The following is a 17,984-nucleotide window of genomic DNA, read 5'->3' on the forward strand; positions in this document are numbered from 1 at the left end:
TCCATGAAGCCACGCGTCAACATTCGCCTGTCCCATGAGATGCACCGCCAGCTCGAAGAGATGGTCCTCGCGCCCGGCGCGACGAAATCCGCTATCATGGAAGATGCGCTGAGAGCCTATCTCGATCCGCAACGCACAGCGGCGAGGGATGATATCCTTGTTCAGCGCCTCGACAGAATCGAGGAGCGGCAGAACGCCATGGAGCGCGACCTCGCTCTGTGCCTCGAAACCCTTGGCCAGTTCGTCCTTTACTGGCTGACCCGGACAGACCCGATACCCGAAGCTGAACGCGATGCCGCCCAGCTCCTCGGCCAGCGCCGGTTCGAGTTCTTCATCGATCAGGTTGCGAGACGCGTGGCCTCCGATGAGCCGCTATCGAAGCGGGCGCTGTCGTCGGGCGCAGAAATCTCTAGCGATTGAGTTCTGACACATCTTCGATATTGGCAACTCGTCAGTCCAGCGTTTACTTGTGGAGGAAAATTCATTTTGAGGCCGAAGATTGCATGGACACAGTTGAGAAACGCCTAGCCGACATCGCGAGTAATTCGCTTAATTGTATCGAGACGGTAGCGGCCGATGCTGAGGAGGCCAAACGAACAAAAAAACGAAGTGGTGCTGCGTCGCTTGCAACGGTCCATATTCTTAATAGACCACAACCGGCGAATAGTATCGGAAGTATTTCAGATGCTGAAATGGACGTTCTTGCTGCGCTAATCAAACAGCCTGTTATCGCTCGCGTCCAATTCATCGATGAAAACGATGAAGAAGATACCATATTCATCACTCGAACCACTCCCCGTTCAATCCCGGGCTTCAAGATTGCGAGCTACAGGTCACCGCTCGGTCGCATCGCCTCACTCGCAGCTGGCGACGAAAGCACATTTCGCTACGGCAGCACCAAGCGAGAGCTTCTAATCGATAGCTCTGCACGCCTAAAACCACAGCGGGAGCAAGGGCAGTGGGACGCTAGGGACACCGAGATCGACGTACGGGACCTTGGTCGGTTCACCGTTGGGTCGCTGCGTGAGCTACTGGAACCGAGCACCGGCATAGAACTGGGCGACCTCGACGCGCTTTGGGACGACGACGGTGATGGAAACATCGTAGAGGGCGTGCGCCGCGCGATCCTCACGCAAATGGGCCTGCGTGATCAGCCGATTCTTGATCGGCACCAGGACGAAATCTTTCGGATGCCCATCGACAGTCGCTGCTTCCTCTCTGGACCGCCAGGAACAGGGAAAACCACAACACTCATCCGACGCCTCGGCCAGAAGACCGATCGGCAGGCCCTTGAAGACTCCGGGGAAGAGATGCGACGCATCCGACAAGTGGAGGAAGAAACAAACAGGCCGCATGAGAGCAGCTGGATTCTGTTCTCTCCAACCGAGCTGCTTCGGCAGTACGTAAAAGAAGCGTTCAACAAGGAAGGTTTGGCCGCAAGTGACGAGCACATCCGAACTTGGGATGAGTTCCGTCGCGAGCTAGCGCGCGAAGAGCTTGGCTTGCTTCGAACGAGCGCGGGAACTGGTCCGTTCGTCGAGCGACGTACTCAGGATTACCTCAAACCCGAAGTTCTGGATGAGGCTCAATGGTATGATGCGTTTCGCGAGTATGTCGATGTCTCTGTTGCTAACGAACTCCGCGCAGATGCAGACCATTTGGCCAAAAGTGACGCACCGGATCTGAGTAAAATCGGGCGACTTTTGCAGGAGGCCTTCAAAAAACCTGGGCGTAGTTTTTATGCGCACACCATACGGAGCGTCACTGGACTTATTCCCGAAATTCGGGAGGCTATTTCCTCGAGAACCGAAGCGATTAACCGCATTCTTACGCGAGCGCGCAACGCGCTCACACATGCCGATAACAACTTTCCCGACCTCCTTCGCCAAGAAATCTCCCAGCAGCTGTCTGCGAATCCGCAAGACTTGGACGAGGTTGACGAACTCGAAGCCGCGCTGGAGGACGAAGAGGAACAACCCGTTGCGCCGCAAGCCGGTCGCTCGGTCAGTCGGCAGCAAGCCTTGGTTCGCTTTGAACGTGCCCTGAAGTCTTTGGCAAAGGCCCGGCGGGCGCGACGTCGCGTCTCGGAGAAATCTCAAGATGGCTTGCTTCTCGAGTGGCTGGGGCCGGACCGCATCCCAGCCGATTCCGAGATTTCCGAGCTTGGCGAGCTATTGGTCGAACAATCACGACTGAAGAGGTTCGAGCGCCTTGAACGGCTTTTCCTTCGTGGGATCCCGACAAGATACAAGCGCTTTCGCAGCGAAATGGCGAAGGCAGAGCGTTGGTACGAGGAGACACCCGCTAAAGCGTCGGATATCCACTGGCAAGAGCTCGACCTTGTAATCTTGGCAACGCTCCAGATCGCCAATGAGCTGTTGAGCAACTACCGGAGCCGAGCCGAGCTGGAACTTCCGGCAGTAGGGCCTCTCGCATCCATACGATACATTCAAAGGGCACAGGTTCTTGTAGATGAAGCGACCGACTTTTCTCGGGTGCAGCTGGCCTGCTTGAACGAGCTTGCGCATCCGTCGATCGGATCGCTTTTCCTTTGCGGAGATATAAACCAGCGGCTGACTTCTTGGGGCCTCAAATCGAATGAGGCGCTGGACTGGATCGGCGAGAAAATCGAACGCAAGTTTATTACGGTTTCATACCGCCAAAGCCAACGCCTGGTAGATCTCGCAAAGCAAATTGCCGCAATCGGCGGCTCGCAGGCAGATGACATCATCCTGCCCGATCGCTTGGATGCTGAAGGATTGCCCCCTGTTTGGCGAGCAAACCTAAGCGACAACACTTCAGTCGCAGAATGGCTAACCGAGCGGATTCACGAAATCGATCGTATGGTTGGGAAGGCGACGACGATAGCCGTGTTGGTGAATGAGGAGGAGCAAGTAGAACCACTCGCTTTGGAACTCAATGATCGGCTCGAAGAGATCAATCTTTCTGCTGTTGCCTGCAAAGATGGAAAGGTCGTCGGCAACGACAGGGACGTTCGGGTGTTCAATATCCAGCACATTAAAGGCTTGGAGTTTGAGGCAGTCTTCTTCGTCGACCTAGATCGAACGGTCTCTAAGCATCCTGATCTGTTCTCAAAATACCTCTATGTGGGGGCAACCCGGGCTGCAACCTATCTTGGGGTAACGTTTACAGGCCAAGTCCCAGAGCAAATTCTACCGCTACTGCATCACTTCGGCGAAGAGTGGCCGAGTTGACTCTTGATCGATAGGTCGCGAAGCGCGTTAGCTCCGATGATTGAGTTCAGAAGTGAACTTTGTCGGCGTCGGCTGACGATGACTTTAGCGATTGAGTTTTGACGCATACTGCGCATGTTCCGGGGTGCTTGAGTGAAATCTGACGCATTAGCGCTGCATCATTTCGTAGCCGTTGGACGGCGCGATCTTGCAAGACCCCTCGATACGTTCCGACCGTTTGCGACTTTCCCAACTATCAGAAATTAGAGCGAAATCAGAGTGGTCTGCCTCCCGAAAAGTGGTCCGGTTGATGTGTTAGACTTGGCTCCATGGAAGGAGCTGAGGAATGGGACGGAAGAGACGAACGGCCGAGGAGATCATCGGTCATTTGCGAGAGGTCGAGGTGCGCCTGGCGAAGGGCGAGACCATCGGGATTGCCTGCCGGGCGATCGGTGTGACCGAGCAGACGTACTATAGGTGGCGACGGGAGTATGGCGGTCTGAAGGTCGATCAGGCGAAGCGGCTTAAAGAGCTTGAGAAAGAGAACCAACGCCTACGGAAGGCTGTGTCGGATCTCACGCTGGACAAGCTCATTCTTTCTGAGGCCGCAAAGGGAAACTTCTGAGCCCCGACCGCCGTCGGAAATGCGTCGATCACGTCACGAAGGAGCATGGCGTCTCAGAGCGCCGTGCCTGCGAGGTGGTGGGTCAGCACCGTTCGACCCAGAGGAAGCGTCCTTCGGGCCGTCCTGGCGAGAAGGCGCTGACCGGTGCCATCATTCAGCTAGCTGAGCAGTATGGCCGCTATGGCTATCGCCGGGTGACTGCATTGCTCCGGCGCGACGGATGGCACGTGAACCAGAAGCGGGTCTATCGCATCTGGCGGCGGGAGGGGCTTAAAGTACCGCAGAAACAACCGAAACGCGGGCGCCTATGGCTGAACGATGGGTCGTGCGTGCGGCTTCGGCCGGAGCGCCCGAACCACGTCTGGAGCTACGACTTCGTCCAGGACCGGACCCATGATGGAAGGGTCTATCGGATGCTCTGCATCATCGACGAGTTCACGAGAGAGTGCCTCTCGATTCGCGTCGAGCGAAGGCTCAACTCGCAAAACGTGCTCGAAGAGCTCTCTCAGCTGTTCCTCATCCACGGGCCACCGGAGAACATTCGCTCCGACAACGGACCAGAGTTCATCGCTACGGCTGTCCGGGGATGGCTCGGCAGGCTGGGCGTGACGACACTGTATATCGAGCCTGGCTCACCATGGGAGAACGGCTATTGCGAGAGCTTCAACTCGAAACTCAGGGACGAGTTCCTGGACCGGGAAATCGTCTATACACTGAAGGAAGCGAAGGCCCTCATCGAGTGGTGGAGGCGCCACTACAATCAGCTGCGGCCACACTCATCGCTGGGGTACAACCCGCCCGCACCGAAGACCATCTTGCCCGCGGGGCTCCCGCCGCCTTACTATGAAGGTGCGGCGGCATGAGCCCCGCTAACCTGCCAGGTCTAACGCTACCGTTGGACCACCTCGTGGGGTCAGGCCAAGAGGATTGGACCTGTCAGCAACGACAGGAGCCTCTCCCCCGATGTCCGCACCCGCCCGAACGCTTGAGACCGACCAACGACGCGTATCCATGCTGCGGTCTGCCTGCGAAGGCGCGGTGCGGGCAGCGCTGGAAGCTGACGACGTCATCGAAATTCTCGCCAACCCAGACGGCTCGATCTGGATCGAGCGGGCGGGGCGAGAGGTCGAGGTCAGTCCCGACATCATTTCAGCGGCAGCGCGCGAGCGGATCATCCGCCTTGTCGCGAGCAGCATAGGCGAGGCCTGCGATCGATCCGCACCCATTGTCTCTGCCGAACTCCCCGGCAGCGGCGAGCGATTTGAAGGGCTTCTCCCGCCTGTTTCGACGAGCCCATGCTTTTCGATCCGCAAGCCTGCGACGACGCCGTTTGAACTCGGCGACTATGTCGATCAGGGCGCGCTGGCGCCTGCGCTGGCAACCGCACTCAAAGACGCCATTGCAACGCATGCAAACATCCTGATCGCGGGCGGGACATCCTCCGGCAAGACGACCTTTACAAACGCGCTGCTCGCAGAGGCATCCTTGCATGATGACCGCATCGTCATCCTCGAAGACACGCGCGAGCTGCGCTGTGCCGCGCCCAATGTTGTGCAGCTCAGAACCCATCGTGGCAGCACCAGCCTGCAGGACCTTGTCCGCTCCACGCTGCGCCTGCGTCCCGACCGAATCATTGTCGGCGAGGTGCGCGGGGCTGAAGCGCTTGACCTCCTGAAGGCCTGGAACACCGGCCATCCCGGCGGGATCACGACGCTGCATGCCAACTCCGCCCACGGCGCGCTCACCCGGCTTGAACAGCTGACACTCGAAGCCACACCGCGCGCGCCCTTCGATCTCATCGCAGAGGCGATTGACGTGGTCGTGTTCATGAGCCGCGCAGGCGGTCAGCGCCGCATTGAAGAGGCGCTGCGCGTCACCGGCTTCAATGGCGAGGGCTACCAGACCGTCCCGCTTGTCTCCCGTTCTTTGTCCCTCGTCCAACATGGAGAAACCCAATGACACTCTACAATCATCTTCAGACCGTGAACCGAACGGTTCAGGTCGCAGCCTGTATCGGCCTCGGATTGCTAATCGCAGGGCCAGCCCATGCGGCAGGCTCAGGCATGCCCTGGGAAGGCCCGCTCGATCAGATCCTGACTTCGATTGAAGGCCCGGTCGCACGCATCGTAGCGGTGATCATCATTACGATTACGGGGCTCACGCTGGCTTTTGGTGAAACCTCCGGCGGCATGCGCAAGCTGATCCAGATCGTGTTTGGGCTTTCCATCGCGTTCGCAGCGACTTCTTTCTTCCTAACCTTCTTCTCGTTCGGCGGCGGAGCACTGATCTGATGGCCGAGGGTTATGAAATCCCACTGCATCGCTCGCTCACCGAGCCGATCCTGATGGGAGGCGCGCCGCGCACGGCCGCCATCGCCATCGGGACACTGGCTGCCGCCGTCGGCCTTGGCCTCCAGCTCTGGATTCCCGGTCTCGTGCTCTGGGCAGTAGGTCATTCCGCAGCCGTGTTCATGGCGCGGAGCGACCCGGATTTCATGGCCGTCGCCAGCCGAAGCATGAGGCACAAGGAGCATTTGACATGCTGAATCTCAAAGAATATGCCGATACCCCAAAACTGCTCGCGGACTATCTCCCATGGGCCTGCATCGTCGCGCCGGGTGTTGTTCTCAACAAGGACGGATCGTTTCAGACGACATTCCGCTATCGCGGCCCGGACCTCGAAAGCTCCACGGAAGAAGAACTTGTATCCGTCATGGCGCGGGTGAACAATGTGTTGCGCAGGTTCGGCTCCGGCTGGGCGCTCTTCTTCGAGGCGCAGCGCCATGAAGTGCATGACTATCCCGAAAGCGATTTCCCGGATGCGCTGACCTGGCTGATCGATCAGGAACGCGGGTTACAGGCAGAGGAAAGCGGTGCCCGCTTTGAAAGTGCCTACTATCTGACACTGCTCTGGCTGCCGCCTGCAGACGCGACGGGCCGCGCCGAGAAGGCCCTCATCCAACGCGCCGAGACAGAAGATGCCGCCACCTGGCGACACCGGCTGGAGACCTTCCAGCAACACGCCGACCGCGTCTTCGACCTCCTCGCGACCTGCCTCTCAGAAATCGCTAAGCTCTCCGACGACGAGACGCTGACCTATCTCCACTCAACGATTTCGACCAAGCGCCATCCGGTGGTGACACCAGAACTGCCGGTCTTTCTCGATGCGGTGCTCGCTGATGAGCCTTTCGCGGGCGGGCTGGAGCCCATGATCGGTGACGCGCATCTCAGAACGTTGACCATTCTCGGATTTCCGTCCTCAACGCTCCCCGGCATTCTCGATGAGCTGAACCGTCAGGGCTTTGCCTATCGCTGGGCGACCCGGTTCATCGCGATGGACAAATCAGAAGCCGAAAAAGTGCTCGGCAAAAAGCGCCGTTACTGGTTTGCCAAGCGCAAATCCATCGGTGCGGTCCTGCGCGAGACCATGTTCAATGAACAGGCAGCCCTCGTCGACAACGACGCAGACAACAAGGCGGCCGATGCCGATGCGGCCCTGCAGGAGCTCGGAAGCGATCTCGTTTCCTACGGTTACGTTACAACTACGATCACCGTCGCCGATCCCGACCGCCGCACCGTGGATGAGCATATCCGGATCGCCGAGCGCATCGTAAATGGCCGTGGCTTTACAGCGATCAAGGAAACCCTCAACGCCGTCGATGCCTGGCTCGGAAGCCTTCCCGGTCATCCTTATGCCAATGTCCGCCAGCCCATCCTGCATACGCTGAACCTTGCCCATATGGTTCCGCTCTCGGCGGTCTGGGCGGGTGAAGAGACGAACCGGCACTTGCAAGCCCCCGCGCTTATTCAGGCGCAGACCGATGGGACGACCCCGTTCCGGCTGAACCTGCATATTGGCGATGTTGGCCACACGCTCGTCGTCGGGCCGACGGGTGCTGGCAAGTCCGTGCTCCTGTCGCTGCTCGCGCTGCAATGGAAACGCTATGAGGGCGCGCAGGTTTTTATCTTCGACAAGGGGCGGTCAGCTCGCGCGGCAACGCTCGCCATGGGCGGCGCGCATGTCGATCTTGGCAGTTCAAACGCCCCGAGCCTCCAGCCGCTGAAAGACATCGACACCGAACACGGCGCGAGCTTTGCCGCAGACTGGCTGGCTGGTCTTTGCACAAATGAAGGCGTCGCCATGACGCCGGACCTCAAGGCAAGGCTATGGGAAGCGATTCAGTCGCTTGCCAGCGCGCCGGAAGCCGAGCGTACCCTAACCGGTCTCACGCTGATGCTGCAGGACGAGACACTCAAATCGGCGTTGCACCCGTTCACGCTGGAAGGCCCGCATGGACGGCTCCTCGATGCCGACTCCGAAAGCCTGACCCTCGCCGACACCGTCTGTTTTGAGATGGAAGAGCTGATGCACGCCAAGGGTGCGGTGGCCCCAGTCATCACCTATCTCTTCCAACGGCTGGAGGAACGGTTCGATGGCAGACCGACACTCCTCATCCTGGATGAAGCCTGGCTGTTCCTTGATGATCCCATGTTCGCAGCCCGCATTCGCGAGTGGCTGAAAACCCTACGCAAGAAAAACGTGTCCGTCGTGTTCGCCACGCAGAGCCTGGCCGACATCGCGAACTCAAGCATCGCCCCCGCACTGGTCGAGAGCTGCCCCACACGCATCTTTCTGCCGAATGAACGCGCGCAGGAACCGCAGTCCAAAGAGATCTATCAGCGCTTCGGCCTCAACGCTCGCCAGATCGAGCTGATCAGCCGGGCCACACCGAAGCGCGACTATTACTACCAGTCGCCCCTCGGCGCGCGCGTCTTCGATCTCGGCCTCGGCCCGATCGCGCTATCAGTCTGCGGTGCCTCCTCCCCCGAAGATCAGGCCCGCATGGATCGCATCTGGGCGGAGACGGAAGGTGACGGGTTCGCCGCCTGCTGGCTGATCGAGAAAGGCCTGCCCTGGGCGGCCGACCTGCTCATCCGCTGGCCCGGCCATGCGGCGGAGCCCGAAGCGCACGCGCCCTTCAATCCTTCCCACATCCTCGCCGCCGAATAGGAGCCTTCGATGAAACGCCTTTTCATTTCAGCCGCCCTTTGCGCCTTGCCCCTGTCTGTGATCACCGCACCGCCCGCTGCAGCCCAATGGACGGTCTATGACCCGGCCAATCACATCCAGAACATCTATCAGGCGGTGCGCGCGCTGCAGGAGATCAACAATCAGATCCAGCAGCTCACCCATGAAATCGAAATGCTGGAGAATATGGCGCGCGATCTCGAAGCGCTGCCGGACAGCATCGCCGACGACATTTTGCGCCGTATGCGGCGCATTGAGGAGCTGATGCGCGAGGCCGAAGGGATCGGATACCGCGTCGAGGAAATCGAGCGCGAGTATGAAGAGGTGTACCCGGAAGACTATGGAGCCGAGCCGCCGCGTCAGGCCGTGCTCGTCGAAGAGGCCCGCGCCCGCTGGCGTCAGTCCCGCACGGCTTATCGCGAAAGCCTTGAGGTCACGGCCTCCGTCGTTTCATCGGCACGGGAAGACTCTGAAAGTCTCGACCGGCTGATCGCCGACAGCCAGTCCGCCGTTGGCAATCTCCAGGTGGCTCAAGCGGGCAACCAGATCGAGGCGTTGCAGACCGAGCAGCTCATGCAGATGGAAGCCATGATGGCCGCCCATTACCGCGCCGAAGCACTGGAGCGCGCCCGGCAGCTCGCCGAAGCCGAACGCGGCCGCGCCCGCACACGGGCCTTCCTCGGAGAGTAGCGGGCCATGGACGTGATCGACACCTTCCTTGCGACCTTTATCGCATACATTGACAGCGGGTTCGGCCTGCTGGCGGGCGATGTCGCTTATCTGTCGACCACGCTCATCGCCATCGATATAACGCTGGCGGGCCTGTTCTGGGCGCTTTCGCAGAACACGGACGTTATCGCCGGGCTCCTGAAGAAAGTGCTCTATGTCGGCTTCTTCGCTTTCATCATCGGCAACTTCTCGCTGCTGGCAGGCATCGTCTTTGACAGCTTTGCCGAGCTTGGCGTGACCGCGGGCGGCGGCACGATGACCGCCGATGACCTCCTGCGCCCCGGCTTTATTGCGCGCGTCGGCCTCGAAGCCGGTCAGCCGCTGCTCGAAGAAATCAGCGACATGCTGGGGCCGATCTTCTTCTTCCATAACTTCATCATGATAGCGGTCATGTTCGTGGCCTGGGCGATCATCATGGTGGCCTTCTTCGTGCTGGCCGTGCAGCTCTTTATCACCATTCTGGAGTTCAAGCTGACCACGCTGGCCGGATTTGTGCTCGTGCCGTTCGCGCTCTGGAACAAGACGACGTTTCTGGCGGAGCGCGTCCTTGGCAATGTCATCACTTCGGGCATCAAGCTCATGGTGCTCGCCGTCATCATCGGCATCGGCTCGACGCTCTTCTCCTCCGTCACAGACGCGTTCCGCACCGGCGATGATGTCACGCTGGCCCAAGTCATGGGGACAGTGCTGGCTGCGATTGTCTTCTTTTGGATGGGCATCTTCGCGCCGGGCATTGCGAGCGGCCTCATTACCGGCGCGCCGCAACTTGGCGCTGGCTCAGCCGCAGGCGCTGCCGCCGGTGTCGCTGCCGGAACCTATGTCGCCGGGATGGGCGGGCGTGCCGCTGTCGGCGCGGTCGCGGGCGGCGCATCCTCCGCCGTCAAGGCAGGCGCCTCCATGGCAGGCGCGGCACGCACCTCCTACACGCTCGGTTCGGTCGCCTCCGGGGCATCGGGCGCATCCGGTGTGGCCGCAGGTCTTGCCGGTGTCGCACGCGCTGGCGGCGACGCCATGCGCCGCACAGCCTCACGCCCGGCCCAAGCTCTCAGAGATGCCTACCGTCGTGGCAGCCAGGGCGCCTGGCGCGCGACCGGCGGCTCTGAGACTGCCACCATGCAAAGCTCTGCGTCCGGATCCTCCTCATCGCAAAGCCCCGGTTGGGCGCGGCGCATGCAGACCAGTCAGCGCATGGGCCAGGCCGGACAGATGGCCGCCCACTCGGTCCGCGACGGGGATCGCGGTGCCTCCGGCGCCAACCCGACCCTCAAAGACAAGGACGACTAGACGATGGCCTTCAAACGATCTTCCTCAAGCTATGGGCAAAGCCCGTTCCCCGAGACGCCATATCAGAAGGCCGGTCAAATCTGGGACGACCGCATTGGCTCAGCCCGCGTCCAGGCCAAGAACTGGCGGCTGATGGCGCTCGGCTGCCTCGGGCTCTGCTTCGTCACCTCCGGCGCGCTGGTCTGGCGCTCGATGCAGTCCACCGTCACACCCTATGTGGTCGAGGTCGATGAGACGGGCGCGGCGCGCGCCGTTGCGCCGGCGACGGAACGCTACACCCCGACCGATGCGCAGATCGCGCATCACCTCGCCAACTTCATCACCCATGTGCGGGGCCTCAGCGTCGATCCCGTTGTCGTGCGCGAGAACTGGCTGCGGGCCTATGACTTCGTGACAGATCGCGCGGCTACGACCCTCAACGAATATGCATCCGCCAATGATCCTTTCGCCGATGTCGGGCGCAAGTCGCGCACTGTGGATGTCGTCAGCGTCGTGCGCGTCTCGGACGACAGCTTCCAGGCCCGCTGGATCGAGAAGACCTATGAGAATGGCGCGCTGGTACGCGCGCAAAGGTTCACCGGCAATTTCACCCTCATCACCCAGCCGCCGACCGACGCAGAGACCCTGCGCGCGAATCCCCTCGGCCTTTATGTCCACGCCCTGAACTGGGGTCAGGACCTTGTCACAGGAGAATGATCCCTATGCTTCGCTTTATCCTCGCCACATGTGCACTCGCGCTCACCACGGCCTGCGCCACGACGGAACTTGAACCCATCGATGCCAGCGCCTTCGTCGCGGCAACGCCGGTCGAAGACGAGCCCGACTATCCGGTGGAGATTGTCGAGACCGCCGTGGCGCTTCCGCTGCCCGGCCAGATGATGCCCATAGGCGCACGCGTCGCGACGAATCCCGATGGCAGTGTGACACGAACCTACACACGCACGGCCTCACGGCCTTCAGTCTCTCCGGCGGAAGCGATCCGACAAGGCCGCACCAGCGCGCTCATTGAGCCTTCGGTCGATGGCTATGTGAACGCGATCCAGGTCTATCCTTATACCGAAGGCGCGCTCTACCGGCTCTATGCGAGCCCGGGACAGGTCAGTGACATAGCGCTGCAGCCAGGCGAAGAACTGGTCTCTGTCTCTGCTGGCGATACAGTCCGCTGGGTGGTCGGCGATACGATCTCAGGCTCCGGCAACACGGCCCGCGCGCATGTGCTGGTCAAGCCGATCTCCTCCGGCATTCGCACAAACCTGATGATCGCCACCGACCGGCGCACCTATCACCTCGAACTGGAAAGCACTGAGGGCGGCTACATGGCCGCGCTCTCCTGGCGCTACCCGGCCGATGAACTGGCAGGCCTGACCGCCCGGAATGAACGCGCCATTGCGAGGGATGCAGGCAGGATTGAGCGCGGCCTGACCCTTGAGGGCCTCAACTTCGATTACCGGCTCTCCGGTGACAGTCCGGACTGGAAGCCGGTGCGCGTCTTCGATGATGGCCGTCAGGTGTTCATCCAGATGCCAGAGGACATCGCGACCACCGACATGCCGCCGCTGTTCGTGCTGGGCGCTGACGGTGACGCGGAACTCGTCAACTATCGCGTGCGCGGCAATTACTATGTCGTCGACCGGCTGTTCCGTGCGGCCGAGCTGCGCCTGGGCGAGCGCAACCAGACCGTTGTGCGCATCTCCCGCAACGAGCGTCGTTCGCCTCTTGCCGCGATCTTCGGGGGCTAGGAAAATGTCCGAGCCAATTCCCTTCGACGAGCATGCCGAGCGGCTGAAGATCCGCTCCAGCCCGAAGCCGGTCACGCGGATCAACCGCAAGGTCCTGATGGTCGGCGCAGGTCTCGGCGTGCTCGGCCTGTTCGCGGCCATGAGCATCGCCCTCAAACCGCCGACCGCCGTCGATCCGGACGCGAGGCGCGAGCTTTACAACACGACGAATACGCGCAAGCCAGAAGGCCTTTCGTCACTGCCGACCAGCTACAGCGACATCGCGCCGGTAGAAGACCGCATCACACGGCTAGGCCCACCGCTCTCAGGTGATCTTGGCGCGACCATGCTGCGTGCCGAACGCGAGCTCGGCATCGAGCCGGAGTATGTGCACTCCTTCGAGGACGATTTCCGCCCGAACCCGGCCGATGAGGCCGAACGCGCAAGGCGCATGCGCGAAGCGGCCCTTGCCGATGAAGCCGCCCGCGCCCCGGTCTTCTTCCAACTCCAATCAGAGACAGGCGGCCAGACCGTTGCAGAAACGCGGCCCGCCTATCGTGATCCCGCACTTGATCTGGGTTCAGAGCTTATGGCGTTAGCCGCCTTGCCGCAGGGTGCGCCCTCAGCATTCGGGCAGGCTTCCGATTCCAACCTCCAGTACCGCAAGCTCGCCTTTGCGAGCGAAGGCGCAAGCAGCGACATCTACAACCCTCATGGCGTCGAAGACCCGGCATCGCCCTATCAGGTCATGGCGGGCACGCTGATCCCGGCCAGCCTCGTGACAGGCATCAACTCTGACCTGCCCGGCACCATTGTCGCGCAGGTGACGCAGCCCGTCTACGACACCGTGACCGGGCAATATCTCCTGATCCCGCAGGGCTCGCGGCTGATCGGACGATACCAGTCCGAAGTCTCATTCGGGCAGGACCGGGCGCTGGTGACTTGGGACCGGATCATCTTCCTTGACGGGTCCTCGATTGTCATCTCTGCACCCGGCGCCGACGCGCAAGGCTTTGCAGGCCTCTCTGACCGGACCGATCACCATTGGGACCGCGTGTTTATTGCGGCAGGCCTCGCCACAATTCTTGGTGTCGGCGCAGAGCTCGGTGCAGACGGAGACGGCGATCTCGAGCGCGCGATCCGGCGGGGCACAACCGACACGATCAATCAGGCCGGCCAGCGCGTCGTCGAACGCAATCTCGGCATCCAGCCGACGATACGCGTTCGCCCTGGCTGGCCAGTGCGCGTGATCGTGACCCGCGATCTCATACTTAGACCCCATCCACAAGGAGCCATCCGATGACCCTTCGCCTTGACCGTCTTCCCGACCGCACCCCGGTGCGCATGAGCCTCTCGGTCGACCCAGACCTCGCCAGCGCGCTGTCGGACTATGCCGAAATCTACCGCCAGACTTATGGCGCGGAGGAGAAGCCCGAAGTGCTGATCCCGGCCATGCTCGAAAGCTTTCTCGCCGGCGATGCCGGGTTCAAACGGGCGCGGCGCGCCCTTCATTCCAACGCCAGCAAGGAGACCTAAACCCATGGCACAGATCGGCACCTTTACCCTGAAGGATGGCGCCTACACCGGCACCATCCGCACCATGACTATCAACGTCAAAGCCCAGCTTGTTCCCAATGCGGACAAGGCAAGCGACGGCGCACCCGACTTCCGGCTCTATGCCGGCGGAGCCGAACTCGGCGCGGCCTGGCGTCAGGAGAGCAAGCAAGGCGAAACCCCGTACCTCGCCGTCAAGCTCGATGATCCGAGCTTTGCCAGCCCCATGCGCGCGGCCTTCTTCGAGAATCAAGCTGAAGGTACCGGCGTCATGGTGTGGAAGCGATAGAACTACTTTTTCTTGTCTCTTTCCATTTTTGCCGGACGAGGAACGATGATGACGCGCTCGAGTCCACTGAGGTTTTCCAGACCAGATTGGAGCGTCTGATACTCTTCGGTCTGGCGCTGTTCATCCCAAATGAATGCAATCATGCGTGCAAACCCTGTTCCCTCCCGCAGATACAGGGAATGATCCGCCGCAATTTCATCTGTGATGGCTTTGAGCGCAGATTGACCTCGCCTTCGCACATACTTCACTTCAATGATCGTGCTGAGACTCGGGATGCCAAGATCGTATCGTGGAGAAGTGTGACCCAGTTTCTTCAGCGTTTCTTCATCGACGAGATCAGGAAAGATGGGGCGCAAGATTGTCCAGAGCAGATTTTGGACGTGATATTCATGGTCAATCTCCCACTTCTGGGGCAGAACATTTCGAACTTTAGGCTTTTCCTCGTAGGTCCAGTGTCCCATCGAACGCGAAACGCCTTCCAGAATCTCAATGAGTTCAGACACGCCGGCTCCGTGAAGCGGGAGGCGCGCCAGCGCAGAAGCGCATGATTCAAATGTACCCTGCAGTGCGGCACGACGTGTCGGTTCTGGTTCGTCGATGTTTTCGAGAAGGAGGCACCACGCCGCTCCACGTAGCTCTTCCTCAATCACGTCCCCTTTGCGTTCAGCTACAGCGACGCGCAACACAGGATCGATATCGGACTTGTCGATGGACACTCCCAACGTGGCTTGCGCCGACTTCGCAAGACTATATTGCCAGGGGTCGTTTTGAAGTGCGGCGACCGACTGTACGAGACAAACCCGCAACCAGCCATCATCCATGGTTGAGGGAGTAAGCGCGTTGTATCCGATGGCAAGGCCAAGCAACGCCACACCGTCAACCTCGACTGTTGGCGCGCGTCCAAGCGTGAAATAAACACGGCCTGCGAGTTGCTGCGTCCCTTCAACGAAAGCCTTTTGCAGTGTTTCAGACTGCCGATTTTGAGCGAGTGCAAACCCTATGGCCGCAATGCGTCGGTAGGAACCGTCACTTTCCAACCCCTGTATCTCACATGACGGCTTCGTCCACGGGCTCAGAAACCGGCAACAAGCGTCGATATGAACCGGCAGTTTGTCGGCCTGAACACTTGGCTGGCGTATGGCTTGTTTAATGCTTGCAATATCCATCACAGGAACCAAGGCGCCTTGCCGATATTGCGAAACCGGACAGCATCATCATCCCATGTCTCTATTTGTTTGAGGCCCGCAAGACGTTCCGCGATAAGGTCGGAATACTTGATTGTGATCGGAAACGGTTCTGGCGTCATAACGCGCCAAGAATGGGCGGTGAAGTCGAACGCTTGGCGCGCGAGATAAGTCATATCGCGGAAGGTTGAATTGCGATGCAGTTTTAGAAGGCAGGCCCTCGGCATCCCGTGGGCCGCTTGCTTAAGTTCACTTGCACCCGCAAACACAACCAACGACTCAGAATCAGCCAATTTGATGTGCACACCGCGGGATGGCCCCAATACGCCTTTTCGTTTAGATCGGTCTTTCTCCCAATGCGGCAATCCCTCTTGGTTCTGATCGAAGATCAAAAAGGGGTGCTGCTCGGCAATGTGAACGAACGCGAAAATCACGTTCTCCAGGTCAAGAGCTTCGACCGCCTGCTTGATGGCTTCAGCTTCAATGTCCTTGATTTGCTTGAACGCATGGAAAACTAGTCGCACTCGGTCGGTATTCTTCCAGTTATCTTCCCGGCGAACCCGTTCGATTGTTCGCGTGAGTGTGTCGGTTAGTTCCGTTGCATAATCCTCAAATAGAACGACGCCCGTTCGCTCACTAAGATGATAACCGCCATCGCTGGAAAACACCGTTGTAATGCCGACGTACCGAACGCTCTGATCAAATCGAGATTTTTGTTCTGTGTGCGACCCGAGTCCAATGACGAGTTCATGGGCAACCGATTGCTGCGCTGCCAGAAGCCACGGACGACCGCCCAACTTCGCGTAGCAGGCAAGACTCACCTGATTCATTGTGTAAACGAGACTTTTATCCGGCTCGCTCATCGTCTCGATGCGTACATTCTGTACCGCTACATTATTGCGAAGTAACATCGCTTTCGTCGCATAATAAGGGTTCTGAGGCCCAGGCAACGCCTTGAAGTCCTCTTCAATCTGCACAATCGCCAAGTCCCAGCCAAAGCCATTGTCAGCGGCATGTTTCAGTGCGTCTTCGCAAGCTGCTTCATATGCTGCGCGTGACGCTGAGTTTGCGCGAAATGTCTGAACATTGGCTCTTTCGAGACGAAATCTGCTAAGGAAACCGTCGTCATACGGCTTGCGCCCATTTCGAAGTTGAAAGTCGGGAATGCCATCGAGAAATTTTCCCATGAAACGATCGACTTGACCTTCGAACCGGCCTTGGCAAATGACTGCGATGTTGAGCTGCTTTGGTGTAAACGTGCGTTGATCGTGCGGTCCGTTGTCTTTGATGCCGCGCTCGTTCCACGTGTCGTTCGGCCGGCCCGAAGGGTGAAATACGAGCGTCGGTCGATCGATCGTTTCCGTCATGGGGAAGCGGGCGTCCGTGCTCGACATCCACTCGCCGATTTCGAAAGCGACGCCTGGAACAGCTTCAAGATTAGCGGTCCTCAAATACTCGGCTGTTTGGTTGATCATTTTCAGGCGGCCCGGCCCCTGATTCAATGCGCTCATGGCGTCCCGCGCCCTCGACAGGGTAGCTTGCCCTTGTCCCTGCAAAAGCGCATTGACGCACCAGTCGAAGTCACCGCGATTGCCGGTTAACCTCGCATCAGATGCTTTTACCCGTTCATAGCCTTCGCGATGGTCTTCCAAAATGAGTGTCTCACCGTCAATCGATGATACTTTGCCCACCGTGAAGCCGCGCGGCGCCAATCGAGAGTCTCCTTGCGGCTGATCGATTTGAACATAACGTCCGATCGGAGAAATGCCCCGCTCGATAAGATGATCGCAAGGCGCCAAAATCTGGTGACGAGTCCGCGCATTGCAGACCAGTCCAAACTGCGCACCTGACTTCCCGCCAAACAATGTGCGAGACTCAAATTCCAGTAGCGGCAAGATCCTTACCCAATCAGGTAGGTCAGCATGCGAAATGAAATTGTTCTTCGGACTACCCAAAACGCTGACAGGATAATCGCTTGTAATTTCTCTGGACCCAGAAAACAGCCGCAGAAGAGCGGCATTGAGAAGTGGTTTCCAAAGCCACCATGCTTCGGCGAGATCTTCTTCAGTCGATTTGTCGGCGAGCGGTTCAGCACCGGAGATTACCGGAATCTCCGTTATCGTGTTTTCTTTATAGTCACGCTTAAAAACGTGACTTTCACCGAATTCCCCTCGCAGTTCCCGCAATACGTCTTCGTTATAAGGGCGATATCCAACGCGAATTCGCGTATCGCCGGAGAGCGATACGGGCAAAAAGTTCAAGAGAAGAGATGTGGGCGCCATGAAAACTCTGAAATTGAACTAAACTTGGGAGATTAAAAACGATTCTCGAAAACGCAGAAGGCTATTGAAGACGTTGCGGAAGCACCCGATCGAAGCC

General features: G+C 59.4%; 16 protein-coding genes. 14 read left to right on the forward strand and 2 right to left on the reverse strand.

Annotated elements, in window-relative coordinates; translation table 11 throughout:
• Positions 1-3 precede the first annotated feature (3 nt).
• The 14 genes from PB2503_RS05195 to PB2503_RS05265 all read left to right on the forward strand — a co-directional run bounded on the left by PB2503_RS05195 (position 4) and on the right by PB2503_RS05265 (position 14,421).
• Entirely contained in the window at positions 4-420 is a 417-nt protein-coding gene (locus PB2503_RS05195; protein ID WP_013300182.1) for a ribbon-helix-helix domain-containing protein, read from the forward strand.
• Between the two features lie 83 nt (positions 421-503).
• The gene (locus PB2503_RS05200) at positions 504-3,215 is read left to right on the forward strand and encodes an ATP-binding domain-containing protein (RefSeq protein ID WP_013300183.1); all 2,712 of its coding nucleotides are present in this window, start codon (positions 504-506) and stop codon (positions 3,213-3,215) included.
• Between the two features lie 325 nt (positions 3,216-3,540).
• A protein-coding gene (locus PB2503_RS05210) for an IS3 family transposase (RefSeq protein WP_148235142.1) occupies positions 3,541-4,682 on the forward strand; the annotation gives its coding sequence in 2 pieces (ribosomal slippage) (positions 3,541-3,805 and positions 3,805-4,682; 1,143 coding nt in all).
• A gap of 100 nt (positions 4,683-4,782) precedes the next feature.
• Positions 4,783-5,778 (forward strand): P-type conjugative transfer ATPase TrbB, encoded by a 996-nt coding sequence (trbB, locus tag PB2503_RS05215; RefSeq protein ID WP_013300185.1) that lies wholly within the window; start codon positions 4,783-4,785, stop codon positions 5,776-5,778.
• A complete protein-coding gene (locus tag PB2503_RS05220; RefSeq protein ID WP_013300186.1) occupies positions 5,775-6,110 on the forward strand; it encodes a TrbC/VirB2 family type IV secretion system protein in 336 nt (111 codons plus the stop codon). The genes trbB and PB2503_RS05220 overlap by 4 nt, the downstream gene beginning before the upstream one ends.
• Positions 6,110-6,364 (forward strand): VirB3 family type IV secretion system protein, encoded by a 255-nt coding sequence (locus PB2503_RS05225; RefSeq protein ID WP_013300187.1) that lies wholly within the window; start codon positions 6,110-6,112, stop codon positions 6,362-6,364. The genes PB2503_RS05220 and PB2503_RS05225 overlap by 1 nt, the downstream gene beginning before the upstream one ends.
• A complete protein-coding gene (trbE, locus tag PB2503_RS05230) occupies positions 6,358-8,829 on the forward strand; it encodes a conjugal transfer protein TrbE (RefSeq protein ID WP_013300188.1) in 2,472 nt (823 codons plus the stop codon). The genes PB2503_RS05225 and trbE overlap by 7 nt, the downstream gene beginning before the upstream one ends.
• A 9-nt stretch (positions 8,830-8,838) precedes the next feature.
• Complete coding sequence (gene trbJ / locus PB2503_RS05235; protein ID WP_013300189.1) at positions 8,839-9,537, forward strand: P-type conjugative transfer protein TrbJ; 699 nt, start codon at positions 8,839-8,841, stop codon at positions 9,535-9,537.
• A gap of 6 nt (positions 9,538-9,543) precedes the next feature.
• Positions 9,544-10,860 (forward strand): P-type conjugative transfer protein TrbL, encoded by a 1,317-nt coding sequence (trbL, locus tag PB2503_RS05240; protein WP_013300190.1) that lies wholly within the window; start codon positions 9,544-9,546, stop codon positions 10,858-10,860.
• Between the two features lie 3 nt (positions 10,861-10,863).
• Positions 10,864-11,556: a conjugal transfer protein TrbF gene (gene trbF, locus PB2503_RS05245; protein WP_013300191.1), complete on the forward strand. Its 693-nt coding sequence runs from the start codon at positions 10,864-10,866 to the stop codon at positions 11,554-11,556.
• A gap of 5 nt (positions 11,557-11,561) precedes the next feature.
• Entirely contained in the window at positions 11,562-12,599 is a 1,038-nt protein-coding gene (gene trbG / locus PB2503_RS05250) for a P-type conjugative transfer protein TrbG (protein ID WP_013300192.1), read from the forward strand.
• A 4-nt stretch (positions 12,600-12,603) separates the two neighbouring features.
• Entirely contained in the window at positions 12,604-13,881 is a 1,278-nt protein-coding gene (locus PB2503_RS05255; protein WP_013300193.1) for a TraB/TrbI/VirB10 family type IV secretion system protein, read from the forward strand.
• Positions 13,878-14,114, forward strand: a complete 237-nt coding sequence (locus PB2503_RS05260) for a DUF2274 domain-containing protein (protein ID WP_013300194.1) — start codon at positions 13,878-13,880, stop codon at positions 14,112-14,114. The genes PB2503_RS05255 and PB2503_RS05260 overlap by 4 nt, the downstream gene beginning before the upstream one ends.
• Before the next feature lie 4 nt (positions 14,115-14,118).
• Positions 14,119-14,421, forward strand: coding sequence for a DUF736 domain-containing protein (locus PB2503_RS05265; protein ID WP_013300195.1), 303 nt, complete (start codon positions 14,119-14,121; stop codon positions 14,419-14,421).
• A 2-nt stretch (positions 14,422-14,423) separates the two neighbouring features.
• On the opposite strand, the gene PB2503_RS13855 is transcribed toward PB2503_RS05265, so the two are convergent.
• Complete coding sequence (locus tag PB2503_RS13855; protein WP_013300196.1) at positions 14,424-15,587, reverse strand: PD-(D/E)XK nuclease domain-containing protein; 1,164 nt, start codon at positions 15,585-15,587, stop codon at positions 14,424-14,426.
• Positions 15,587-17,887, reverse strand: a complete 2,301-nt coding sequence (locus tag PB2503_RS05275; RefSeq protein ID WP_013300197.1) for an argonaute/piwi family protein — start codon at positions 17,885-17,887, stop codon at positions 15,587-15,589. Before PB2503_RS05275 ends, PB2503_RS13855 begins: the two co-directional genes overlap by 1 nt.
• Positions 17,888-17,984: the final 97 nt, after the last annotated feature.

The sequence above is a fragment of the Parvularcula bermudensis HTCC2503 genome (assembly GCF_000152825.2).
GTDB lineage: Bacteria > Pseudomonadota > Alphaproteobacteria > Caulobacterales > Parvularculaceae > Parvularcula > Parvularcula bermudensis.

Coding starts and splice junctions, on each gene's coding strand:
- PB2503_RS05200 (WP_013300183.1), top strand. CDS start 504: ATGGACACAGTTGAGAAACGCCTAGCCGACATCGCGAGTAATTCGCTT.
- trbL (WP_013300190.1), top strand. CDS start 9,544: ATGGACGTGATCGACACCTTCCTTGCGACCTTTATCGCATACATTGAC.
- PB2503_RS05220 (WP_013300186.1), top strand. CDS start 5,775: ATGACACTCTACAATCATCTTCAGACCGTGAACCGAACGGTTCAGGTC.
- PB2503_RS05195 (WP_013300182.1), top strand. CDS start 4: ATGAAGCCACGCGTCAACATTCGCCTGTCCCATGAGATGCACCGCCAG.
- trbB (WP_013300185.1), top strand. CDS start 4,783: ATGTCCGCACCCGCCCGAACGCTTGAGACCGACCAACGACGCGTATCC.
- trbF (WP_013300191.1), top strand. CDS start 10,864: ATGGCCTTCAAACGATCTTCCTCAAGCTATGGGCAAAGCCCGTTCCCC.
- trbG (WP_013300192.1), top strand. CDS start 11,562: ATGCTTCGCTTTATCCTCGCCACATGTGCACTCGCGCTCACCACGGCC.
- PB2503_RS05265 (WP_013300195.1), top strand. CDS start 14,119: ATGGCACAGATCGGCACCTTTACCCTGAAGGATGGCGCCTACACCGGC.
- PB2503_RS05275 (WP_013300197.1), bottom strand. CDS start 17,887: ATGGCGCCCACATCTCTTCTCTTGAACTTTTTGCCCGTATCGCTCTCC.
- PB2503_RS05255 (WP_013300193.1), top strand. CDS start 12,604: ATGTCCGAGCCAATTCCCTTCGACGAGCATGCCGAGCGGCTGAAGATC.
- trbE (WP_013300188.1), top strand. CDS start 6,358: ATGCTGAATCTCAAAGAATATGCCGATACCCCAAAACTGCTCGCGGAC.
- PB2503_RS05225 (WP_013300187.1), top strand. CDS start 6,110: ATGGCCGAGGGTTATGAAATCCCACTGCATCGCTCGCTCACCGAGCCG.
- PB2503_RS13855 (WP_013300196.1), bottom strand. CDS start 15,587: ATGGATATTGCAAGCATTAAACAAGCCATACGCCAGCCAAGTGTTCAG.
- trbJ (WP_013300189.1), top strand. CDS start 8,839: ATGAAACGCCTTTTCATTTCAGCCGCCCTTTGCGCCTTGCCCCTGTCT.
- PB2503_RS05260 (WP_013300194.1), top strand. CDS start 13,878: ATGACCCTTCGCCTTGACCGTCTTCCCGACCGCACCCCGGTGCGCATG.